Source organism: Lysinibacillus sp. GW821-FHT14F06, from assembly GCF_058803665.1.
Window position 1 is genome coordinate 86,138 of record NZ_JBXAPF010000009.1, and the last position, 19,178, is coordinate 105,315.

Annotated in this window: 21 protein-coding genes, 2 pseudogenes and 1 riboswitch; of the genes and pseudogenes, 8 read left to right on the forward strand and 15 right to left on the reverse strand. The window is 35.9% G+C overall.

The genetic code is table 11. The annotated features are described in order from the left end of the window. Nucleotides 1-63 precede the first annotated feature (63 nt). Nucleotides 64-162, forward strand: a riboswitch (TPP riboswitch). 90 nt (nucleotides 163-252) lie between these two features. Genes thiM through thiE form a run of 3 tightly spaced genes read left to right on the forward strand, consistent with a single transcriptional unit; the run spans nucleotide 253 to nucleotide 2,469 of the window. Beyond that, nucleotides 253-1,008 (forward strand): hydroxyethylthiazole kinase, encoded by a 756-nt coding sequence (gene thiM / locus AC1RNS_RS10790; protein ID WP_492992526.1) that lies wholly within the window; start codon nucleotides 253-255, stop codon nucleotides 1,006-1,008. Then, nucleotides 1,008-1,832, forward strand: coding sequence for a bifunctional hydroxymethylpyrimidine kinase/phosphomethylpyrimidine kinase (gene thiD / locus AC1RNS_RS10795; protein WP_492992527.1), 825 nt, complete (start codon nucleotides 1,008-1,010; stop codon nucleotides 1,830-1,832). The genes thiM and thiD overlap by 1 nt, the downstream gene beginning before the upstream one ends. Then, complete coding sequence (gene thiE / locus AC1RNS_RS10800) at nucleotides 1,822-2,469, forward strand: thiamine phosphate synthase (RefSeq protein WP_492992528.1); 648 nt, start codon at nucleotides 1,822-1,824, stop codon at nucleotides 2,467-2,469. Before thiD ends, thiE begins: the two co-directional genes overlap by 11 nt. 69 nt (nucleotides 2,470-2,538) lie before the next feature. Here the strand turns inward: thiE and AC1RNS_RS10805 are convergent, their stop codons facing one another. The 4 genes from AC1RNS_RS10805 to ezrA all read right to left on the reverse strand — a co-directional run bounded on the left by AC1RNS_RS10805 (nucleotide 2,539) and on the right by ezrA (nucleotide 7,340). Then, on the reverse strand, nucleotides 2,539-2,754 hold the full coding sequence (locus AC1RNS_RS10805) for an alpha/beta-type small acid-soluble spore protein (protein ID WP_036118875.1): 216 nt from the start codon (nucleotides 2,752-2,754) through the stop codon (nucleotides 2,539-2,541). A 274-nt stretch (nucleotides 2,755-3,028) separates the two neighbouring features. Continuing rightward, nucleotides 3,029-4,237 carry a tRNA uracil 4-sulfurtransferase ThiI gene (gene thiI / locus AC1RNS_RS10810; protein ID WP_492992530.1) on the reverse strand — a complete coding sequence of 403 codons (1,209 nt, stop codon included), beginning with the start codon at nucleotides 4,235-4,237 and terminating at the stop codon, nucleotides 3,029-3,031. Next, nucleotides 4,234-5,394 carry a cysteine desulfurase family protein gene (locus tag AC1RNS_RS10815; protein ID WP_492992531.1) on the reverse strand — a complete coding sequence of 387 codons (1,161 nt, stop codon included), beginning with the start codon at nucleotides 5,392-5,394 and terminating at the stop codon, nucleotides 4,234-4,236. Before AC1RNS_RS10815 ends, thiI begins: the two co-directional genes overlap by 4 nt. A gap of 245 nt (nucleotides 5,395-5,639) precedes the next feature. Further along, nucleotides 5,640-7,340: a septation ring formation regulator EzrA gene (gene ezrA, locus AC1RNS_RS10820; RefSeq protein ID WP_492992533.1), complete on the reverse strand. Its 1,701-nt coding sequence runs from the start codon at nucleotides 7,338-7,340 to the stop codon at nucleotides 5,640-5,642. Between the two features lie 254 nt (nucleotides 7,341-7,594). Here ezrA and hisJ point away from each other — a divergent pair, with 254 nt between their 5' ends. Both hisJ and AC1RNS_RS10830 read left to right on the forward strand, forming a co-directional pair. After that, nucleotides 7,595-8,389, forward strand: coding sequence for a histidinol-phosphatase HisJ (gene hisJ / locus AC1RNS_RS10825; protein ID WP_492992534.1), 795 nt, complete (start codon nucleotides 7,595-7,597; stop codon nucleotides 8,387-8,389). Between the two features lie 24 nt (nucleotides 8,390-8,413). After that, nucleotides 8,414-8,893 (forward strand): GAF domain-containing protein, encoded by a 480-nt coding sequence (locus AC1RNS_RS10830; protein ID WP_492992536.1) that lies wholly within the window; start codon nucleotides 8,414-8,416, stop codon nucleotides 8,891-8,893. 243 nt (nucleotides 8,894-9,136) lie between these two features. Here AC1RNS_RS10830 and AC1RNS_RS10835 read toward each other — a convergent pair whose 3' ends face one another. Continuing rightward, the gene (locus AC1RNS_RS10835) at nucleotides 9,137-11,023 is read right to left on the reverse strand and encodes a sensor domain-containing diguanylate cyclase (RefSeq protein WP_492992537.1); all 1,887 of its coding nucleotides are present in this window, start codon (nucleotides 11,021-11,023) and stop codon (nucleotides 9,137-9,139) included. Between the two features lie 467 nt (nucleotides 11,024-11,490). Between AC1RNS_RS10835 and rpsD the strand changes: the two genes are divergently transcribed. Then, complete coding sequence (rpsD, locus tag AC1RNS_RS10840) at nucleotides 11,491-12,093, forward strand: 30S ribosomal protein S4 (protein WP_492992539.1); 603 nt, start codon at nucleotides 11,491-11,493, stop codon at nucleotides 12,091-12,093. Nucleotides 12,094-12,389: 296 nt separating this feature from the next. Next, nucleotides 12,390-13,502 (forward strand): annotated as a pseudogene (locus tag AC1RNS_RS10845) (IS4 family transposase). 430 nt (nucleotides 13,503-13,932) lie between these two features. Here AC1RNS_RS10845 and AC1RNS_RS10850 read toward each other — a convergent pair. From AC1RNS_RS10850 to AC1RNS_RS10895, 10 genes and pseudogenes are all read right to left on the reverse strand, one after another. Beyond that, nucleotides 13,933-14,106 (reverse strand): hypothetical protein, encoded by a 174-nt coding sequence (locus AC1RNS_RS10850; RefSeq protein ID WP_492992541.1) that lies wholly within the window; start codon nucleotides 14,104-14,106, stop codon nucleotides 13,933-13,935. Nucleotides 14,107-14,135: 29 nt separating this feature from the next. After that, nucleotides 14,136-14,774, reverse strand: coding sequence for a hypothetical protein (locus tag AC1RNS_RS10855; RefSeq protein WP_492992542.1), 639 nt, complete (start codon nucleotides 14,772-14,774; stop codon nucleotides 14,136-14,138). 394 nt (nucleotides 14,775-15,168) lie between these two features. Further along, nucleotides 15,169-15,348, reverse strand: coding sequence for a hypothetical protein (locus AC1RNS_RS10860; protein WP_492992544.1), 180 nt, complete (start codon nucleotides 15,346-15,348; stop codon nucleotides 15,169-15,171). 126 nt (nucleotides 15,349-15,474) lie between these two features. Then, nucleotides 15,475-15,534: pseudogene (locus AC1RNS_RS10865) on the reverse strand (hypothetical protein); the annotation flags it as partial. Nucleotides 15,535-15,862: 328 nt separating this feature from the next. Continuing rightward, nucleotides 15,863-16,075, reverse strand: coding sequence for a phage holin (locus AC1RNS_RS10870; protein WP_492992545.1), 213 nt, complete (start codon nucleotides 16,073-16,075; stop codon nucleotides 15,863-15,865). Between the two features lie 137 nt (nucleotides 16,076-16,212). Next, complete coding sequence (locus AC1RNS_RS10875; protein WP_492992546.1) at nucleotides 16,213-16,335, reverse strand: hypothetical protein; 123 nt, start codon at nucleotides 16,333-16,335, stop codon at nucleotides 16,213-16,215. Nucleotides 16,336-16,378: 43 nt separating this feature from the next. Continuing rightward, nucleotides 16,379-16,564 carry an XkdX family protein gene (locus tag AC1RNS_RS10880; protein WP_492992548.1) on the reverse strand — a complete coding sequence of 62 codons (186 nt, stop codon included), beginning with the start codon at nucleotides 16,562-16,564 and terminating at the stop codon, nucleotides 16,379-16,381. Continuing rightward, nucleotides 16,564-16,695, reverse strand: coding sequence for a hypothetical protein (locus AC1RNS_RS10885; protein ID WP_492992549.1), 132 nt, complete (start codon nucleotides 16,693-16,695; stop codon nucleotides 16,564-16,566). The genes AC1RNS_RS10880 and AC1RNS_RS10885 overlap by 1 nt, the downstream gene beginning before the upstream one ends. A gap of 366 nt (nucleotides 16,696-17,061) precedes the next feature. Next, complete coding sequence (locus AC1RNS_RS10890) at nucleotides 17,062-17,886, reverse strand: CPBP family glutamic-type intramembrane protease (protein WP_492992550.1); 825 nt, start codon at nucleotides 17,884-17,886, stop codon at nucleotides 17,062-17,064. Nucleotides 17,887-17,888: 2 nt separating this feature from the next. Next, nucleotides 17,889-18,476, reverse strand: coding sequence for a TetR/AcrR family transcriptional regulator (locus tag AC1RNS_RS10895; RefSeq protein WP_492992551.1), 588 nt, complete (start codon nucleotides 18,474-18,476; stop codon nucleotides 17,889-17,891). A gap of 163 nt (nucleotides 18,477-18,639) precedes the next feature. On the opposite strand from AC1RNS_RS10895, the gene AC1RNS_RS10900 reads away from it, so the two are divergent. Continuing rightward, nucleotides 18,640-18,936 (forward strand): hypothetical protein, encoded by a 297-nt coding sequence (locus AC1RNS_RS10900; protein WP_492992552.1) that lies wholly within the window; start codon nucleotides 18,640-18,642, stop codon nucleotides 18,934-18,936. Nucleotides 18,937-19,178 lie beyond the last annotated feature (242 nt).

Consider the following 19,178-nt stretch of genomic DNA (forward strand, 5'->3'; position numbering starts at 1 on the left):
GATGAAGGTAAAAACTTCTATTGAACAGGAAAGAAAAATATGGTACATTTTGGTCAACTAAAAGCAAGATTGCAGGGGGACTCATTTGGAGTTGAGAAGGTAAAACCTGACCCTTTGAACCTGTTAGTTAATACTGACGTAGGGAGCAATTCACATCTAATTCACTGATGAAAGGCTCTTTTGCGTGTTTTTTTTACACAAAAAAGAGCCTTTTTTGCACGCTTACGTCCATCCAACAAAGGAGGACTTAGAATGATTTTTCAAACTATCCGTAAAAAAAATCCACTAATTCATTGCATTACAAATTATGTGGTGGCAAATTTTCAGGCAAACGGCCTATTAGCAATCGGTGCCTCGCCAGTTATGGCTGATGGCTGTGACGAGGTCGAGGAAATGGTTGCAATTGCCTCAAGCTTATTGATTAATATCGGTACACTTAATGACAAATCGAAAGAATCCATGTTACTTGCTGGGAAAAAGGCCAATGCACTTGGCATACCTGTAGTATTAGATCCTGTTGGTGCTGGAGCTACAACCTATCGAAAACAAACCGTACAACATCTGTTAAAAGAGATTGAATTTGCAGTAATTCGCTGCAATATTGGAGAACTTGCCGCCATTGCCAATGTAGAATGGCAGCAAAAGGGTGTAGACAGTGGAACAGGTTCAATATCCTTGGTGCATGAAGCGATGAGAATTGCTCAGCTTTATCATTGTATAGTGATTGTCACAGGTGAAAAGGATTTTATAACTGATGGAAATCAACAGCAATGGATTATAGGCGGGAATTCTCATATGACAGAGGTCACTGGGACTGGCTGCTTATTAAGTGCCATTTGTTGTGCTGCTTACGTGACTGGTCATCAACCCTATAACCAATTAATAAATGTACTACAACTTTATAAAAAAATAGCTGAACAAGCTGGTTCTACTACGCAATACATCGGTGATTTTCAAATTTCTGTATTGAATGAACTATACCGTCTTTCAAAGGCTGGTGAACAATAATGCAAGTTGTTACGACAATTGCTGGCTCTGATAGTGGCGGCGGTGCAGGTATACAGGCTGATTTAAAAACCTTTCAGGAATTAAAGGTTTTTGGAACTTCCGTCATTACAGCATTGACTGCTCAAAATACGCTTGGTGTCTCAGGTGTCATGCCCATTGACGCAAGCTTTGTTGAGCAACAGCTACAAGCACTATTAGAAGATTTTTCAATTAGTGCAGTGAAAACAGGCATGCTGTTTTCTTCAGACATCATTCAAACTATCGCACAAATAATGGCTGATGCAAAGATTCCGCTTATTGTAGATCCTGTGATGATTGCGAAAGGTGGTGAAAGTTTATTACAACAAGATGCAATTGATGCCATCATGAAGCTTTTACTGCCAATTGCAACCATTGTAACTCCGAATATTCCTGAAGCTGAAACGCTTACTGGTAGAGAAATTAGAACTTTAACTGATATGAAAGAAGTAGCCTATCTCTTACTACAAACAGGAGTACAATGTGTCATTTTAAAAGGAGGTCATTTAACAGATATGGGTTTCGCCATTGATTATATATTTCTTAAAGATGGATCGTCGTTTTCTATGCAAACTCCTCGTATTACAACAAAAAATACACATGGTACTGGCTGTACATTTTCAGCAGCCTTAACTGCTTTTATGGGCAGCGGTCTTCCTATAAAAGAGGCGATTATCGAAGCAAAAAGATTTATTCAATTAGCAATAACGTATGATTTAGCTCTGGGTAATGGGCATGGGCCGACAAATCATTTTGCCTATCAAACCTATAGAGAGTCATGTGAGGTGACTATTCATGAATCGTGAAGATTTACAGCTATATTTTATAATGGGCACAGAAAATGTTGTACATCAGGAGCCATTACATGTTCTTGAAAAAGCTTTACAGCATGGAACTACCATGTTTCAACTACGAGAAAAGGGGCCTCGTGCATTAACAGGACAAGAATATGAAAATTTTGCTCGTCAATGTCAAAATCTTTGTCAGCGGTATAATGTGCCGTTTATTATCAACGATGATGTAGAGCTTGCAGTAAAACTCGAAGCAGATGGAATTCATATTGGTCAAGAGGATTTCCCTGTATCTAAAATTCGAGAAAAAATTGGAAAGATGATACTTGGTGTTTCAGTTCATTCTCAAGCTGAATTGCAAACTGCTCTACAATATGGGGCAGATTATGTAGGAATTGGTCCGATTTTTGCAACCACTTCTAAAAGTGATGCGAATCCGCCAAGTGGAACAAAATTTTTGCAGGATGTTCGCATTGAAAATCCTGAGCTCCCCATTGTTGCAATTGGAGGCATAAATTGTTCAAATGGACAATCAGTTGTTAACGCTGGTGCGGATGGCATCGCCGTTATTTCTGCGATTTGTGAAAGTGAGGATATTTCCAATACCGTAGCAATATTCAAATCATTGTTCATTGAGGATAAAAAGATCTAAATATAAGCAAACTAAAACCAGTGCCTTTTACGGCACTGGTTTTAAGTTTAATAATTACTTATTCAGCAATTATTGATTGTTTGGCATACCTTTTAATTGAGATTCTGCCATTTGTACAAGACGTTTAGTGATTTCACCACCAACGGAACCGTTAGCACGAGCTGAAGCTTCAGCTCCTAATTGAACACCAAATTCTTGTGCAATTTCGTATTTCATTTGATCTAGTGCTTGTTGTACACCAGGTACTGCAAGTTTGTTTGAACTGCGGTTGTTGTTTGAAGTCATGTCTCTCACCTCCTTGTGAATATAGAATGTGCGATATTAGATTTTTAATACAAAATTTTTAGAGGTAAATTGTACCTCTAAAGGAAATAGAGAAAAAACTAAAAAAACCGCCTCAAAATATGCTTTTGAGACGACTTTCAATCAATTGTGCTCCAGCGTAATTACGTTCAGGTTTTTTCGAGCTCGCTCGGAAAGCGCCTCTCCAAAATCCGTGACATCTGCTAGGGCTTTATCTTGATTCAGTGGATGTTGAATCAAGACAAACTTCTTCTATTTATAAAAGATCTGCAAATTTATCGGCTTCTTGTTCTTTTTTCGGGAAAATATAGACCTCTCGATTTTTCACAGCTCGTTCAATTAATTCATCAAAATCCGAGAAGCTTTCATAATGCTCAACCTTCTCTAGCTTTGGTTTTGTTTTTGGGCTTGCAGGTGTAAAGATGGTGCAGCAATCTTCAAATGGCTGAATAGATGTTTCGTATGTGCCAATTTTCTCAGCAATATTGATAATTTCTAATTTGTCAGTTGAGATTAAGGGACGTAAAATTGGTGTATTGGTTACAGCATTTATAGCTGTAAGACTTTCAAGTGTTTGACTCGCCACTTGTCCAAGGCTTTCACCTGTTACAATGGCCAGTGCATTTATTTCCTCTCTTACCTTATCAGCAACTTTTAACATCATGCGACGAGTAGTTGTCATTGATACATTAGAAGGTACCTTTTCTTTAATCAATACTTGAATTTCAGTAAAAGGAATAACATGTAAACGAATACTTGCGCCAAACTTTGTTAATTCATTTGCTAGTACCTTAACTTTTTCCAGTGAATTTTGACTTGTATATGGTGGACTAAAGAAATGAATGGCCTCTAAGCGTACACCACGCTTCATCATTAAATAGCCCGCGACAGGACTGTCTATTCCGCCAGAAAGCATTAAAAGCGATTTCCCATTAGAACCTACCGGCATTCCTCCTGCACCAGGAATCACTTGTGCCATCATATAAGTTGCATCATGACGTACTTCGACACGAAGCTCAATATCAGGTTTTTTTACTTTTACCGATAGATTTTTGTAATTTGGTAAAACATAGCCACCAATTTCACGTTGAATAGCATGTGATTCTAATGGAAATGACTTATCTGTGCGCTTCACTTCTACTTTAAAGGTAAGTTGCTCATTTTTAAATGTATCCATAATTGTAATGGCTAGTTTTTTCATAGCTTCAATATCTTTTTCACATGCTGCCACTGGGCTAAAAGATTGGATGCCAAAAATTTTAGGTAATCCTTCTAATAAAGCATTCATTTGAACTTCACTTTGTATAGCGATAAACATACGATCACGCTCTGTACGAATGTGTAAATGTCCTAAATCAGCAAAAGCATGACGAATATTTTCGCGCAAACGACGGATAAAATCCATCTTATTACGCCCTTTTGTTGAAAGCTCGCCATAACGAATTAAAATTTCTTTCCAAATCATTGTGTATATTCTCCTTTAAGTTCCATCAATACTTCTTTTAATACATATTTAAATTTCATTATATCCTCATCCGTTACATAGGCACCAAAGCTAATACGGATAACACCCTTTTTAAAATGCTCATCAAGTTTTAGGGCTTCTACCACATGGCTTGTTTTTGTTTGCTTTGATGAACAAGCGCTTGATGTAGAAACGATTACCTGACGTTTTTGCATGGCATTAATAATAACCTCACCTTTTAAATCACGAATGCTAAAGGATAAAATATGTGCTGCTCCCTGAGGCGTCGATAAAATATGCACGGCATCACCATATTCACGTAACTGGAGACATATTTCATCATGCCATTTACGATATTTTTTTTCCTGATCAACTCTAGATTCCACTGCAATACGAGCAGCTTTGGATAAAGCGACAGCCTGTGGAACGGCAACAGTTCCACTTCGTAATCCATATTCCTGACCACCGCCAAGTGCATATGGCTGCCACTTCAATTGCGTCCGAAATGCTAACACGCCTGAGCCCTTAAATCCATGAATTTTATGACCAGAAATGGAAATGCAGTCGGGTCCATCTTCATAATTAAATGCTAAAGGTAATTTTCCGAAACTTTGAACGGCATCCACATGAAAAGCCGCTCTGCTCATTTCATGAATAATCTTAGCCGCTTCAAATATAGGCTGAATTGCACCCATTTCATTATTGACGTGCATTATGCTTACTAAAATAGTATCCTTACGTATCTTTGCCCGAAGCTCATCTAATGAAATCACTCCATGATGATCCACTGCCAGATATTCCACTTCAAAGCCCTCTATTTTAAGTTGCTTAACGGACTCTAGAACAGAGGGATGTTCAATTTCAGTCGTTATTATATGCTTTCCTTTATGTGTATTGCTGCGTGCTAAACCAAAAATTGCTGTATTATTGGATTCAGTACCACCTGATGTAAATAGCACATTTTTTGCTTCTGTCTGCAAAATATCTGCTACTTGCTCACGTGCACGCATTAATAAGTCATTCGCTTCAACACCCATTGCATGTATGGAAGCGGGATTGGCATAATACTGCTCATTCACTACCATAAATGCTTGCATGACCTCTTTTAAAGGCTTTGTGGTTGCACTATTGTCTAAATAGATTGTATTTACTTCCATTAAAATTCACACACTTTCAAAACGTTGATTTAACGGTATTTATCATAACGCAATCTTGAACAATTGACTACTAACTTTAACAATTATTCTAATTTAGTCGTTTATTTGTTTGCTTTCTCACCCTTTATTGAACGACTTCTAATTCATATAACCACTGTATTTCTCGCATATTGCTTATTCAATATAATAAGGCTGCCTAAAAGTTAACTTTTAGACAGCCTATAGCTTTTAATCATTTCATATAATTATTTTGATATGGTTTGCTCAGTAACCATTGTTTGAATTCGTTTTAAAGCTCCAGGCTCCATTTCTTCAACCGCAGTTCCAGCTTCTTCCAACGCCTTAGAATATCGGAATTGATGGAAAGCTACTTCCGCCTCTTTTAATCGAGCATTTAATTTAGGATTTGTTGCACGATGACGATTACCATACTGAATAATTCGTTCTATCAGCATGACATTTTCAATCAATTCGTGTGCCTTTGCTTTTACATCCTCCACACAAAGGGTTGCAGCCGTTAAATTATTATGTACTGTTCCCATATTAAGAGGTACTTCTTGTAAGCTTTGCATCACTACATAGATATGCTCTGCAGCCTCATCTAAACGTGCATCCATTTCATCTGGTATACCAGGAATATTGGCCTTATTTAAAAGTCGATCTGTCTCTTGCAATGCTTTCTTTAGGCTTTCTACTTGTGTACGTGCCTTATTCTCATCAATACGAAGTTTTTTCATCGTATTTGATAAATGCCCTTGTTCCTCATGAATACGTTCAAGCTCATCACTAATTTCAATTAATTCCTCCTGCAAGCTTGAGTAAGCAGACTTTTCCTCTTTCACACGGATTGCTAATAACTCATAACGTCGCTGTAATGCCTCTAATTGCTTTAAAGCTACTTTTGGAATTTCTGCATCTTTTTCATTTAAATGATAGCTTTGTTGCACATAAGTCGCTTCATCACTAACCAATCTTGTAGAAGTAATAACATTGGTAATTGAACTTAGTAAGCGATCACAATTTTGGTCAACATAGTTTTTAGCTATAACCTCTTTTTCAAGCAAATCATAGAATTTATCAATTTCTTCATTTATTTCAGCAACACGTGGCTTCACATCTGTCAAGTTAAGCTCTGCCAGCTCATTTTTTAATGTTTTAAATTCTTCATCGAACTTATTCAACGCCTCTGCTAACTCTAAATGCTGTAAATAATAGGACTGGTCCTCCATTTCTCGCTGACCACTTCGCAATTCCTGTACAGCTCCAGGTAGCTTTACTTGCAGCTCTGTTAATATTGTTGGTACATCATTGATATAGTCAAATGTTTGTTGCGATTCATGGTTTAGGCTGATTACAATCTCTCTTGCCTGCAAATAATTCCCTTCGCTTGTAAGGACATCAAATTCCTCAAATTTTTGAACAAATGTCTCCAGTCTTTTTTCTAATGCTGGTAAGGCAACACCAAATGAATGTTGATGGGCTAACAAGGTTTTACGCGCAGAGCGATAATATTCTTTTAATTGTTCAATTTCTATACGATTTTTTTCTTCGCTGCCAATTAATTCATTTAATTCTTCTAAAATTTTATCTTTATCCTGTTCACACTTTTGAATATAATCCTCTATCTCACGTTCAATGAATGTTGCTTTTTTAAAGCGCAGTCTATTAATTTGGTCCTCTGCATCAAATAACAGCGAATCAATTTTTGTCATATGTACATCGATGACTTCATCCCAGCTATTACGCCATCGTTCAAACATTTCTTCTGTTTCACCGTTCATGTTTAAAGATTTAACCTTTGAAATTTCTTCATTTATGGGGTTGTTTTGTATTTGTAATTTTTCATTTTCAAGCTTTGCAATGATTGTTGTATGTTTTCGTCGCATCATAAATCCCACTATAGCTAAAATTAATAGTAGGATAACCGGAATGATGATATACTCCATCGTAAGCCTCCTATTCTACAATAAACGAATTGGCTAGTTGTATTTATTATATACTATGTTTTCGCCTTTTGTACTAAAATTTAAGGGTTTTTCAGAAAAGTGTATGACAACATTCAAGTATAATCAATTACGCCCCAGCACGTAATTGCGTCTGGATTTTTTCGAGCTTGCTCGAAAAGCTCCTCTTCAAGAAACTTGACATCCGTCAGGGCTTTATCTCGGTAGATTTCAAAAGCAAAGGAAGTGGAAATTTTATGAAACGTGACGGACATATTCATAGTCCTTATTGTCCACATGGTACTTCTGATACATTTAAGCAATATATTGAAAAAGCAATTGCTAATTGCTTCACTGATATTACGTTTACGGAGCATGCACCTTTACCATCAAGTTTTATTGACCCTACACCAGAACAAGATAGTGGTATGAATCCAGAATTTCTAATGTCTTATCTCGAAGATTTACAGAGCCTTCAACAGCAATATGTACGAGACATTCGTATACATATTGGATTAGAGGTTGATTATATTCAAGGCTTCGAACAAGAAACACGTGAATTTTTGGATACATATGGACACTATTTAAATGACTCTATTTTATCTGTTCACTTTTTATCATGGCAAAATACATTTGAATGTATCGACTATTCTCCAGAAAGCTTTATCAATTTTTCTAAAAAAGTGGGCTCTGTTGAACAAGTTTATCATTTATACTATGATACGGTTCTAAAATCCATTCAAGCAGATTTAGGAAAGTATAAACCTAAACGTATTGGACATCCATCACTTGTTCACAAGTTCCAGCTAGCACATAAAGTGAAAATTGATGATTCTGCGAGGATTCGGGAAGTTTTAGATTGTATGAAGCTAGAAGGCTATGAGCTAGATGTCAATAGTGCTGGTTTAAGTAAAGCACATTGTCAGGAACCTTATCCACCATTAGCCTTTATTGATTATAGTAAATCTATAGGATTGCCTGCAGTTTTTGGCTCAGATGCGCACAGTGCCAGTGATTTACATCAACACTACCATGTTATATTTCCAAAATAATTAACTTTTAAACGAGGTGCTATTATGTTTACAAAAATTCGTTATGAAGGACCCATCGCTGAACAGTATCATTCATTGACTAAACAGTTGGATGCCCTACTTACAGGAGAAACAGATTACATTGCGAATTTAAGCAATGCCTCTGCATTATTGAATCAATTTTTAACAAACATTAACTGGGTTGGCTTTTATATCTTACAAGGAGAAGAGTTAGTGTTAGGTCCATTCCAAGGCTTACCTGCCTGCGTTAGAATACCAACTGGGCGCGGTGTTTGCGGAACAGCTGTAGCTCAAAAGGAAACAATCGTTGTTAAAGATGTACATGAATTCCCAGGACATATTGCCTGTGATGCTGCATCCCAATCAGAAATCGTTATCCCTTTGATAAAAAACGGTGAGGTAATAGGTGTTCTTGACATTGACAGTCCAGTTGTTAATCGATTTTCTCAAGACGATCAAGACGGATTAGAGCTATTCGTAAATACGCTACTATTACATTTATAAAAAACATCAATGACGCTCCAGCGTAAATTTTTTCGAGCGAGAAGCTCCACTTGGCACCCGCTGAATAGGAAAAAAGCGCATTCGTCTCACTACCTTTTGAGGTAGGAAATATTCTGTACCTAACGCTTCGCTTTTTAATACAGTAAAGATCTGCTGAAATCAAGATAAAAATTGCCCTGAAATGGTTTAACAATTGTCATTTCAGGGCAATTCATTTATATAGATAAATGCTATGTTATTCAATCAAACATTGGTTTTTATGGATTCGCGGTCATGAATACAGAAGCGATTTTTACCACTGTTTTTTGCTTGATATAATGCTGTATCAGCATGTAAAAATACAGATTGAAACGCTGGGCGATACTGTTCATCCCAAGTAATAAGACCTGCTGAAATAGTCACTTGCGGGTCTGTTGCTTTTGGAATGACTGCAACGATTGTTGCTGCCAATTCTATGGCTTCTTTTTCATTAATATTTGGCACATATATAGACATTTCTTCTCCACCCCAGCGTGCACAAATACCCCGAGTACCAATGGTTTCTTTTAATTGTACCGCAATTTGTATAAGAATCTTATCACCAATTTGATGACCGTACGTATCATTAACACGCTTAAAATTATCAATATCAATAAGCAAGAACATTCCTGATTTATCGTTCTTAAGTGATTTTTCAACATACTGATCTAAATAGCTTCTTGCATATAATTTTGTCAAATGATCCAAATCTACCATTTCCTGAAGCTGGTTTCGTAAAATTGAGTTTGCAATTGCTAAAGATGAGTGATGAATTAAGGATTGCATTAATTTAAAGCTGTCAAATGAAAAGAAATAAGGCTCTTTGTGTAACACAATACTAAAGCCATTTATTTTTTCTTCCATTAAAATTGGGATTGCCATAATTGAGCGATATTCAATTTGAATTGGGGTTAATCTGCTGAAATCGGCAATAAATAGTGGATCATTGGTATGCTCAAAATGTTGTTCAACATGTTTTATATAGGTTTGACCCTCTTGTGAATTAAATAATGCTGTACTAGCGCCAGTCACTTCAAAGGATTCATTATTTTTAAAAGCAAAACAGACTTCCATTGGCTGAAAAGATTTCATTAATTGTTTTTGTAGGAAAAGTAACATTTCATGAATGTCAATCCTCATATTTAGTCGATGTGATGTTTCATTGATGAGTTGTAAGTCACTTACGAGGCGGTGCGATTGATGATATAATTTTGCATTTTCGAGTGCATTCCCTGATGCTTGCGCTAGCATACGCACAAAATCCTTTTCAGTCGTTGAAAAAAGATACGTTGTAGGTGCACTTACCTGTAATATGCCATAAATTGCTTGCCTCCCTTTTATAGGAGCATTCAATAATCGACAATTCAAATCGCCTGCAAGTTCCGTTGTCAGTTCTCCTGAGACAAAAGCCTCAATCGTTGCTGGTCTTTCAGATAAATAATCAAATAGCTTAATCTCGATAGTTGTATGTCGGTCCTGATCATTCGATAATATGAGCTCTACATTAAATTCCGGGAAATTATCCTTAATATTCTTCAAGACATTTTCCAAAATTAAATCAATATCCATCGTGGAATGGAATAGATCGGTCATATTATACAATTTTCTATACTGATCTTCATTCACCTTTACTTCTAGATTTTCTCTAATCATCTGTAAAACCTTCGTAAGCGTTTCCACACATTCTTCCCCATAATCTGAGGTCATAAAGTCTGTCCAAGCATCTGATGCCTCCACGAGTAACACCCCGATTGGATTTTTGCCATCTGCTTGAAAAAGCACCATATCTGTCATCATCGTATAGGCTTCTTTTTCTTTTAATATATAAGGAATTTTCACCACTTTTTGTTGATAAAAGCCAGCTTCAATCATTAGCCATGACACAGCATTTAGTTTAGTTTCAATCGTCAAAGCAGCCATTTCTTCGACAGGTATTAAGGAATTCCCCTCGAAACTGAGAAAAGCAGCATTAGCAATTTTCAAGTGCTTCTTTAGACACTGTTTTAATGAATAAAAATACTCATTAAAACCGGCTTGTTCTTCCTTCGAACTCACCCAAAAGCTCAAAACATCTGATTTTATATATTTTAGCGTTTGTAAATGGTCTGTCATGAAATCACCTTTTCTATATAACGTCCAAATCAATTACTATTAACTTATAATATATTATACATAATTTGTGTCATTTTGACTATGTAATTCTGTTTTACTTTTACATTTTACATTTCTCACCGTAACTTTAACTATTTCGAGATAGTGTAAAATGTATAGAGAGGAATTTTCTACTATTGACCATTTCTAAAATTAGGCCATCTAATAATTGACGTCGATGACATAAACAGTTACAATATAGGTTGTGTAAAATAAACGCAGCAGTGGTATAAGCTTATACCTGTATTTTATTCCTCTATTGAGAGTCGTATAACTTCTTAGTTCAAATAACAACAAATAGATGGTGTATTGTGTAACCTAACGGCTGCATAGGCGAAAATACATGAAAATAAAATGCATATAAGAATGGGTACTACTGGTTTTTGTTTTACAACAAAAAAACCAAATTTAAAGGAGGAGACAACAATATGTCTCGTTATACAGGTCCATCTTGGAAATTATCACGTCGTCTTGGTATCTCACTAAGCGGTACAGGTAAAGAAATCGAAAAACGCCCTTACGCACCAGGTCAACACGGTCCTAACCAACGTAAAAAATTATCTGAATACGGTTTACAACTTCAAGAGAAGCAAAAACTTCGTCACATGTACGGCATGAACGAACGTCAATTCCGTACTCTATTTGACCGCGCTGGTAAAATGAAAGGTGTACATGGTGAAAACTTCATGATCCTTCTTGAAACTCGCCTTGATAACCTTGTTTACCGTTTAGGTTTATCTCGTACTCGTCGTGGTGCTCGTCAATTAGTTAACCACGGTCATATCTTAGTAGATGGCAAACGCGTAGATATCCCATCATACAGCGTGAAACCAGGTCAATCGATTTCTCTTCGTGAAAAATCTCAAAACCTTGCTGTAGTAACAGAAGCAATCGAAGTAAACAACTTCGTGCCAGACTACTTATCATTTGATGCAGACAAAAAAGAAGGTACATTCACTCGCCTTCCAGAACGTTCTGAATTATCAGCTGAAATCAACGAAGCATTCATCGTAGAGTTCTACTCTCGTTAATTTTTTCGGGTTTCAAACATACTCAAAAACAAACCGCCAATGCTTATACATCAAGTATTGGGCGGTTTTTTATTATTTTCAACTACTCAAATTCACTCAAACTTACTCAATAATTTGAGGGATTTGCTGGGGAACATAAAATTATACAAATGAAAAACATCACTAGCGTCGCATTTAAAATAATTCAACGTATTTCAAAAAACTGAATTTTCCGCAATATTATCCGTGCTTAAAAAAAGCCTTTATAATGGTTGGGCGGTAGTAAACCATCCAAATCCAAAATAAAGGACATAAGCATGGATAAGTTTACACGAAAAATATCATTTGAACAATGGTTTTCACCTATTTCTTCTACACAAATGGAAAAATTAGTTGAAACCCATCAATTAAATACCTATACAAAGAAGCTTCACATCGCTTCATTCTTGAGATTATTACTGTTTGCCCAGCTCATTGAAACCGAAAGTCTACGTGCCATCAGTGATACGCTGTTATCAGACGACTTAAAAAGCAACGTATTTAGAGTCCATCAGCTTTTCGCAGCTAGGTCGTCGATTAAATCAAGTGCCATCTGAGTTTTTCCAACAGATTTTTCTAAACTTAGTCATGCAAATCCATAAGAAAACAGATTTTGAGCAGCGTCGAAAAATCACAACACCACTGAAAATCATTGATTCCAGCACACTGCCATTGAACTTAAAGAACCATAGATGGGCTGAATTCCAAAAAACAAAATCAGGTGTGAAGTTGCATTTGCGCCTTATTTATCTAGAAAAAGGTTGTTCATACCCTGATAAAGCGGTGCTAACGAACGCGAAAGAACATGATCGTGGTCAGCTTGAAATTCTCGTTGATAACAAGGAATGCATGTACGTGTTTGACCGATGCTACCTAGATTATGAGCGCTTTGACCGCATGACAGATGATGGATTTTTCTTTGTCTCACGCTTACGAAAAAATGCCGTAACACGGATGATTGAATCATTTGAAGTACCTGAACAGTCATCTGTGTTATCGGATGAAATGATTCTGGCAACACGCAAAATCATGCTGAAAATGTATTTCGCCGTATCGAAGTACTGGATCCAACTGGTAAAGAGCTATATCTGATGACGAATCGTTTTGATTAAAAAGTGCAGATGAAGTCGCTGAACTTTATAAGTCACGCTGGGCAATTTTTCAAATGGATGAAACAGCATCTGAACATTAAAAAGTTCTACGGGCAAAGCGAGCAAGCTGTGCACAATCAGGTGTACATTGCAATGATCGTATACTGCTTAAACGTGCTAGCACAGCTTCACACAAACAGTTCACGGACGTATCTACAAATTACTAGGTACTTAAAAGCAGTACTATGGAAACCGGCACGTATTTGGTTTCGGAAAATAGAAGGAAATACAGTACCCTAAGGATTTTGAACCGTCAGTTGCCCCAGTCAACGGTTATAGTAAAAAAATGGATGTTTACTATCTCTATTTAAGTGTCTTTCATTTTCTTTAAAAACGGAAGAAATAGAAAACAGAAAATTCAATTAAAATTCACGCGACGTTAGTGGAAAAACATAATAATTTAAAGTTTTTTACTGGGGGATCTAAGAAAAGTAGTAATACCAAGGTGGGGGCAATTTATAATTCATTTATATTATATCTGGTGAGTGTATATGAGGGGATTATTTAAAGCAACTTTCTAGCTCCGTTTTAAATAAGGTTATTAATTATAGTTATATATAACAACAAAAGGCCCAGGCTCAAAATTAATTGAGTACCTGGGCTTTTTGTTGTCACAATTATTCCCCTGTTTACTTGAGTGGGGTAGGTAGTTAAAATAATAAATATATTTTTATTTATCTATAGAATGCAAAACAATAGGAATGCATAAGAGAATAAGAGCTGTGGCATAAACCACTTTATATCCAATACTATTTTGAGTATTATTTTTTTTCTTACTTATATAGGTAACAAAGTAACTAATACTTACAAGCATTAATAGTATCGAAATTATTGTTAATGCCATATAGAACACCTCCCTTAAGATTAATTAGATTATAGAGGTTCGATATCAAACACAGCAACCCAAGAACAAGCTACATAAATGCCGTTCCCTTTATTATTTGCACTTGCTCTAGCACCCATTAAAGAAAAATAACCTGCTGACAATCCAGTAACTGCTGCAACTGGTGGGAAAAATGCACCTATTCCAGTTGCCATCCCTGCACCACCTGCAATAGAATAGCAATAATCGGAGAATTCCCCAGCCTCCTTATTAGTAAATTTTCGGTCATACCCCCACCAATGAGTCTCCCATTGACCATAAGAAGCAAAAGTAGTGATACCCGTCTTTGTAATAGATAAATCTTCATTAATAGAAATAGTATTTTTGTCAACGCCAGCATTTAATACATCAAAATGTTTTTCCAACGACTGTAAATTGTATTCTTCATACAATCCTTGAGGTACATCTTTCAAACTTAGTTTACCATTTTCACCAACTTGTACGTAAGGTTCAATAACACTAATTAAATTGTTCATCTCAACATAATTACTTGCATTTTCTTGAATGTTTGTGTCAACTGCGGCTTCTTGTGGTATTGCCTTTGTTTCTTCTGCCATTGCAGGTACAACGCTAGATCCTACCAAAGCCAAAGATAAAACAGACACAGTAACCGATTTAATAAATTTCATAAGATATCGCTCCCAAATTATATTTTAAGTATTTTAATTTACGTAAATAATGTCTTACCCTCGAGTTACTTAATCCTATCATTACCATTTAATACAGTTCAATGGTAATTTACCGCCACTTTTTTTGGCGGTATTAACATTTTTTTTGGCGTTACCATTTAATTTACAATAAATCACGCCAAATCACGCCAGTACACCGCTATAAAGTGGCGGTATTTTTATTATCTCTCAATACTAAAGTAATGAATTTTGTGGATTTTTCACCAAAACACTTGATATTTTTTCTCATATCATTATTCTGAACAGATGCAATTGTTCACTAAACTGTCAAATTATTGAGATGAATTTTAAAAAAAGACCAAGACGGCAATTAAGCTTTCTTGGTCATTAATCTTTATTTACTGCATCTTTGTTGAATAGTAATATACAAGCCCATTATACGGTCAGTCGTCATTGTACCATTCTGTAAATTCTTTAAATGTGATTCCTGAATGATGCCTTCTTTAACTGCCTGTGCAATATAGTTTTCTGTTTCAGTTTTCATAGCTGGTGAACCCGGATTCCAATTTGTCACTTTGATTTCCTCCTTTTTATCCTCTACGATTAATTGAACTTGTCCTTTGCTGTTGCTTGGAATGTTTAATTTACCCTCTAACTTATAACCTGCAGGTATTTTCCACGATGATTTAACTTCAAAGTGTGGTCGGTCGATTCTACCAACCCAATCACCGCCCCATGTAATACCTAGCTTTCGAGCAATGGCTCCTACTCAAGTAAGTATAGTTACATCGTAAAGAGAATGTGGAGGACCAACAGCAATATCCCAAGCTATGCGTGATTTGTGATTGCTATCTAACGTCCAAGTAACAATCTGCCCAGATCTAGTACGACCCTGAGCGTATAAATATTTTTGGCGTTCTTGGCTGCGGTAAGCCTCTGTGATAAAGATATTTTTAATTCCGGCTTTAAATCACTCTTGGAATAGCAATCGGCAAGCTGTTTGTGCTGCAGGTAATAACTCAGTAAGATCTCGGCATGTTGTTGTTACGTTTGAGCTCATTTAACATCATCCTTTGGTTTGTCGTATTTTAACGCCTGAGAGCTGTCGTTGGGTCAATAACCACTCCAATTAGCACTAAAAAAGCGAGAACAGTGTTAAATAACTCTGTTACTCGCTCGTTATAGATGGTCGTATCGTAGCCGAATAATGTACCAATTTGCTGCACCAATAATAGTATTAATGCAAATGCTGCCACTAAAAATGGCTTGTGTTTTAAACGTACTTTCCAATTGATTTTCATAATATCATCCTCCCAAAATCGAATTTTGTAATGCAATAAATACAATGCCTACAACGCCACTTATTGCTGAGGCAAAAAAATAACCTTTAATTTTGTCGCTATTCTTTTCCATTTTCTCCACTGATTTCTCTATTTGTTTAACACTCGAAGTCATAAACAATTGGTTTGACTTTCTTCATATCCTTTTCAAGCTCAACAATTCGTCTCTCATGATCGGCAATAGATACAGCTTGTTGAAATTCATTCATTTTTCCATCCAATGTTCTCACCTACTTAATAAAAAATAGCCCTCTCACTAATAATCTAGAAGGTAAATTCCCAAACGTTTGTGAATTTACCTTCTACATGAGTTTCAAAATCTCCCTTTGTGATTTCTTTATAATGCTCCGGAGTAATTTCACCGAAAGGATTAGTATCGGTTTTTACAGCAATATGTAATTGTTCTGCAGTTACCCATCTTGAGACAAAAGCAATTTGCCAAAAATTCATCAGTCTCCACCACCTTTCATTGAAATCACATCGAGTTTTAGTTGTGTTAACTGGGTACCTAGATTGTTTATAAGAATGTCCTTTTGAATATTTTTCACTTTCTCTTGGGCTAACTGTTCACCTAAAGACATGACTTGTTCTTCTGTTGTGGGTATGGTACCTACTTATTCAAGCTCACCAAATGTATCATCAGGCAATCTTCTCCGTCTGAGCATTATTCAACAATACATAAATCGGGCATAAGAAATAGCCTCAAATTCGGCTCCTAATAAGCGCACACGTTCAATTGTTGTTAAAGTAGGTATAAAATACACCTCACTTTCATATTAGTTCCCTTTAATTTCAGCAATTTGAGCATCAATAGCAGCTAAAACCGTTTTGCGTTTCTCATCTTCTTTAAATTTCTCTAAAAATTCGATAGAAAACGTATCTTTTACAAGTTTCATTGCTTCATCTGCATCTAAATCCTTTAAAGAAGCGGTTTTTTTGCTCCATACTCACTCCTCAGTTTTTTTTCGTTTCATCCGTAATAGCCATCCTACTATGAGATATAGACAAGTTGTTAAAATTCCTGCCGATGGAGAAACAAGAAATTCTTTTCCCTGAGCAATTTTGATATAGCCATCAAGAATAAGTGGATTTACAAGTGCATCCTCTGTCATATGCATAAGGACAAGCGGCCAAATACTCCTTGTCATTAAGTAAATTTCTGTGTACATCACCGTCCAACAAATCATTGTAATGATGCCTACTATTGTAAATAGCCATCTATTCACAGGAAGCACACTGATAATATCACTTTCTGATAAAAACATAAGAAAATATGGGATATGCCAGGCTCCCCAAACACCACCAACAATTAGATAGAGCCAAAAATCATTCAACTTTAAATTCGAAAGCTTACTTGTCAGATAACCTCTCCATACTGACTCCTCGAAAAAGTTTTTAATGAATTGAATAAGCAATCCACCAATGAACACAGATAATACAGTGTTTAAATTAAAGGCTGAAAAGTCCATCCAGCCGAATACATAGCTAATTAATAGCACTACAGATGTAACAGCAGGATAAATGAATAGAGCAATAACATACCATTTTAAATTGCCCTTGAAATTAGGCAATAAACCTATATCCCGCCAGCCATCTCCTGCAAAAGAACGTAACAATATGGTTGCAAGCAGCGGAGAAATAAGCCAAATTCCCATACCAAGAGTATCTCCTTGAGGCTGCTCTGGAATCAATTTATCCACTAACACACCAAGCCAACCACACAGGAACACAACAACAATAAAGATCACTATGTTTCTACGGGATGTTTTCACCTTCAATCAACCTCCTTGTTTTCAAGTATCGAAAGAATCCACATTGTATTAGGACAAGGTGTATCTGGATGCAGCGCAATATATTGAGCGATTCCTTGTATAGAACACCAAAATGTCACAGCAAGGGCTTCTGGGTTCCCTTGCCTTATTTCACCTAACAATTGTCCCTTTTCAATTAAAGGGATACTCCTTTTTATTAATTTGTCTGCTTCAGAAAGCATTTCCTTTAAATCCTCTGACAAATGTTCAAGATGCTGGGCATTTTCCATCAATACAAACATTTTTGCAGCAGATGGATTTGTACAAATCATATTAAATAACTCCTCAACAACTACCTTAAACGTGTCCAATGGTGATTCATCAGTAAAGTGAAAATCCATTTTAAGTCGTTCACAGCCTATTCGAATAAGCTCTTCATAAAGTTTTTCCTTAGAGTCGAAATAATGAAAAAGCAATCCCATACTCATATCAGCAGCTTTGGCAATATCGGCAACTTTTGTTTCCCCATATCCCTTCCGTATAAACAAATCCAGTGCAGATGTTAAAATAACGGCCTTTCGTTGCTCCTTCTGTTCATGTCGTAATGACATTGTAAGCACCCCTTCATTAAAAATATATTCATTGAAATAATATTCAATGAATATTTAAAAATCCCTGCAATAAATATGATTTTTTAATTATAAGAAACTAATGGAACTTTTTTGCTTTAAAGTAGTCAAGCGTAGGAAATATTCGGAGTAAAAGGAGGATAGTATGAAGTTTGATGAATTGGCTGTACTGACCTTTATTTTTAGTGGGTTAATGATTTATTTCATCGTGCCTTTGGATAGGAATAGACGCTTTGAACATCCATGCACAGCTTTTTCTACTTTTTTCAAAGAAAATCTTATGCAGCTCATTTTCCATAAAAAGACGGCATTTGCTGCTATATTATTCATTCTGCTATCAACAGGTATTTGGTTTGGCATTAAACAACAGGAATACCATATCCACGCTCATAGCATAAATCACCCTATTCATACAAATACAACAGCAATTTTCTATATGTGAGGATTATTCCTCTATACAATTGTTCTATATTTACTACTTGCATTGACTACAACTTTGAAAGCTTATAAAAAACAATGACATTTTATATACTTTAAAATAGTAATTGTACAAATAAAAACAATATAAACACTACCAATACACTTAAAACAAAATATCAGTTATTTACTATGCAAATCAATTTAATTTTAGAACAAACTTTCAAAAAATATATTTTACTTTTATAATAAAATATTTCAAAAACA

Excerpts from the sequence above, each read along its gene's own strand:
- AC1RNS_RS10900 (WP_492992552.1), top strand. The coding sequence starts at position 18,640 with ATGAAGTTTGATGAATTGGCTGTACTGACCTTTATTTTTAGTGGGTTA.
- thiM (WP_492992526.1), top strand. The coding sequence starts at position 253 with ATGATTTTTCAAACTATCCGTAAAAAAAATCCACTAATTCATTGCATT.
- AC1RNS_RS10830 (WP_492992536.1), top strand. The coding sequence starts at position 8,414 with ATGTTTACAAAAATTCGTTATGAAGGACCCATCGCTGAACAGTATCAT.
- AC1RNS_RS10870 (WP_492992545.1), bottom strand. The coding sequence starts at position 16,075 with ATGAAAATCAATTGGAAAGTACGTTTAAAACACAAGCCATTTTTAGTG.
- AC1RNS_RS10835 (WP_492992537.1), bottom strand. The coding sequence starts at position 11,023 with ATGACAGACCATTTACAAACGCTAAAATATATAAAATCAGATGTTTTG.
- thiE (WP_492992528.1), top strand. The coding sequence starts at position 1,822 with ATGAATCGTGAAGATTTACAGCTATATTTTATAATGGGCACAGAAAAT.
- AC1RNS_RS10885 (WP_492992549.1), bottom strand. The coding sequence starts at position 16,695 with ATGTCTTTAGGTGAACAGTTAGCCCAAGAGAAAGTGAAAAATATTCAA.
- AC1RNS_RS10855 (WP_492992542.1), bottom strand. The coding sequence starts at position 14,774 with ATGAAATTTATTAAATCGGTTACTGTGTCTGTTTTATCTTTGGCTTTG.
- thiD (WP_492992527.1), top strand. The coding sequence starts at position 1,008 with ATGCAAGTTGTTACGACAATTGCTGGCTCTGATAGTGGCGGCGGTGCA.
- thiI (WP_492992530.1), bottom strand. The coding sequence starts at position 4,237 with ATGATTTGGAAAGAAATTTTAATTCGTTATGGCGAGCTTTCAACAAAA.
- AC1RNS_RS10880 (WP_492992548.1), bottom strand. The coding sequence starts at position 16,564 with ATGAATTTTTGGCAAATTGCTTTTGTCTCAAGATGGGTAACTGCAGAA.
- ezrA (WP_492992533.1), bottom strand. The coding sequence starts at position 7,340 with ATGGAGTATATCATCATTCCGGTTATCCTACTATTAATTTTAGCTATA.
- hisJ (WP_492992534.1), top strand. The coding sequence starts at position 7,595 with ATGAAACGTGACGGACATATTCATAGTCCTTATTGTCCACATGGTACT.
- AC1RNS_RS10850 (WP_492992541.1), bottom strand. The coding sequence starts at position 14,106 with ATGGCATTAACAATAATTTCGATACTATTAATGCTTGTAAGTATTAGT.
- AC1RNS_RS10895 (WP_492992551.1), bottom strand. The coding sequence starts at position 18,476 with ATGTCATTACGACATGAACAGAAGGAGCAACGAAAGGCCGTTATTTTA.
- AC1RNS_RS10815 (WP_492992531.1), bottom strand. The coding sequence starts at position 5,394 with ATGGAAGTAAATACAATCTATTTAGACAATAGTGCAACCACAAAGCCT.
- AC1RNS_RS10805 (WP_036118875.1), bottom strand. The coding sequence starts at position 2,754 with ATGACTTCAAACAACAACCGCAGTTCAAACAAACTTGCAGTACCTGGT.
- rpsD (WP_492992539.1), top strand. The coding sequence starts at position 11,491 with ATGTCTCGTTATACAGGTCCATCTTGGAAATTATCACGTCGTCTTGGT.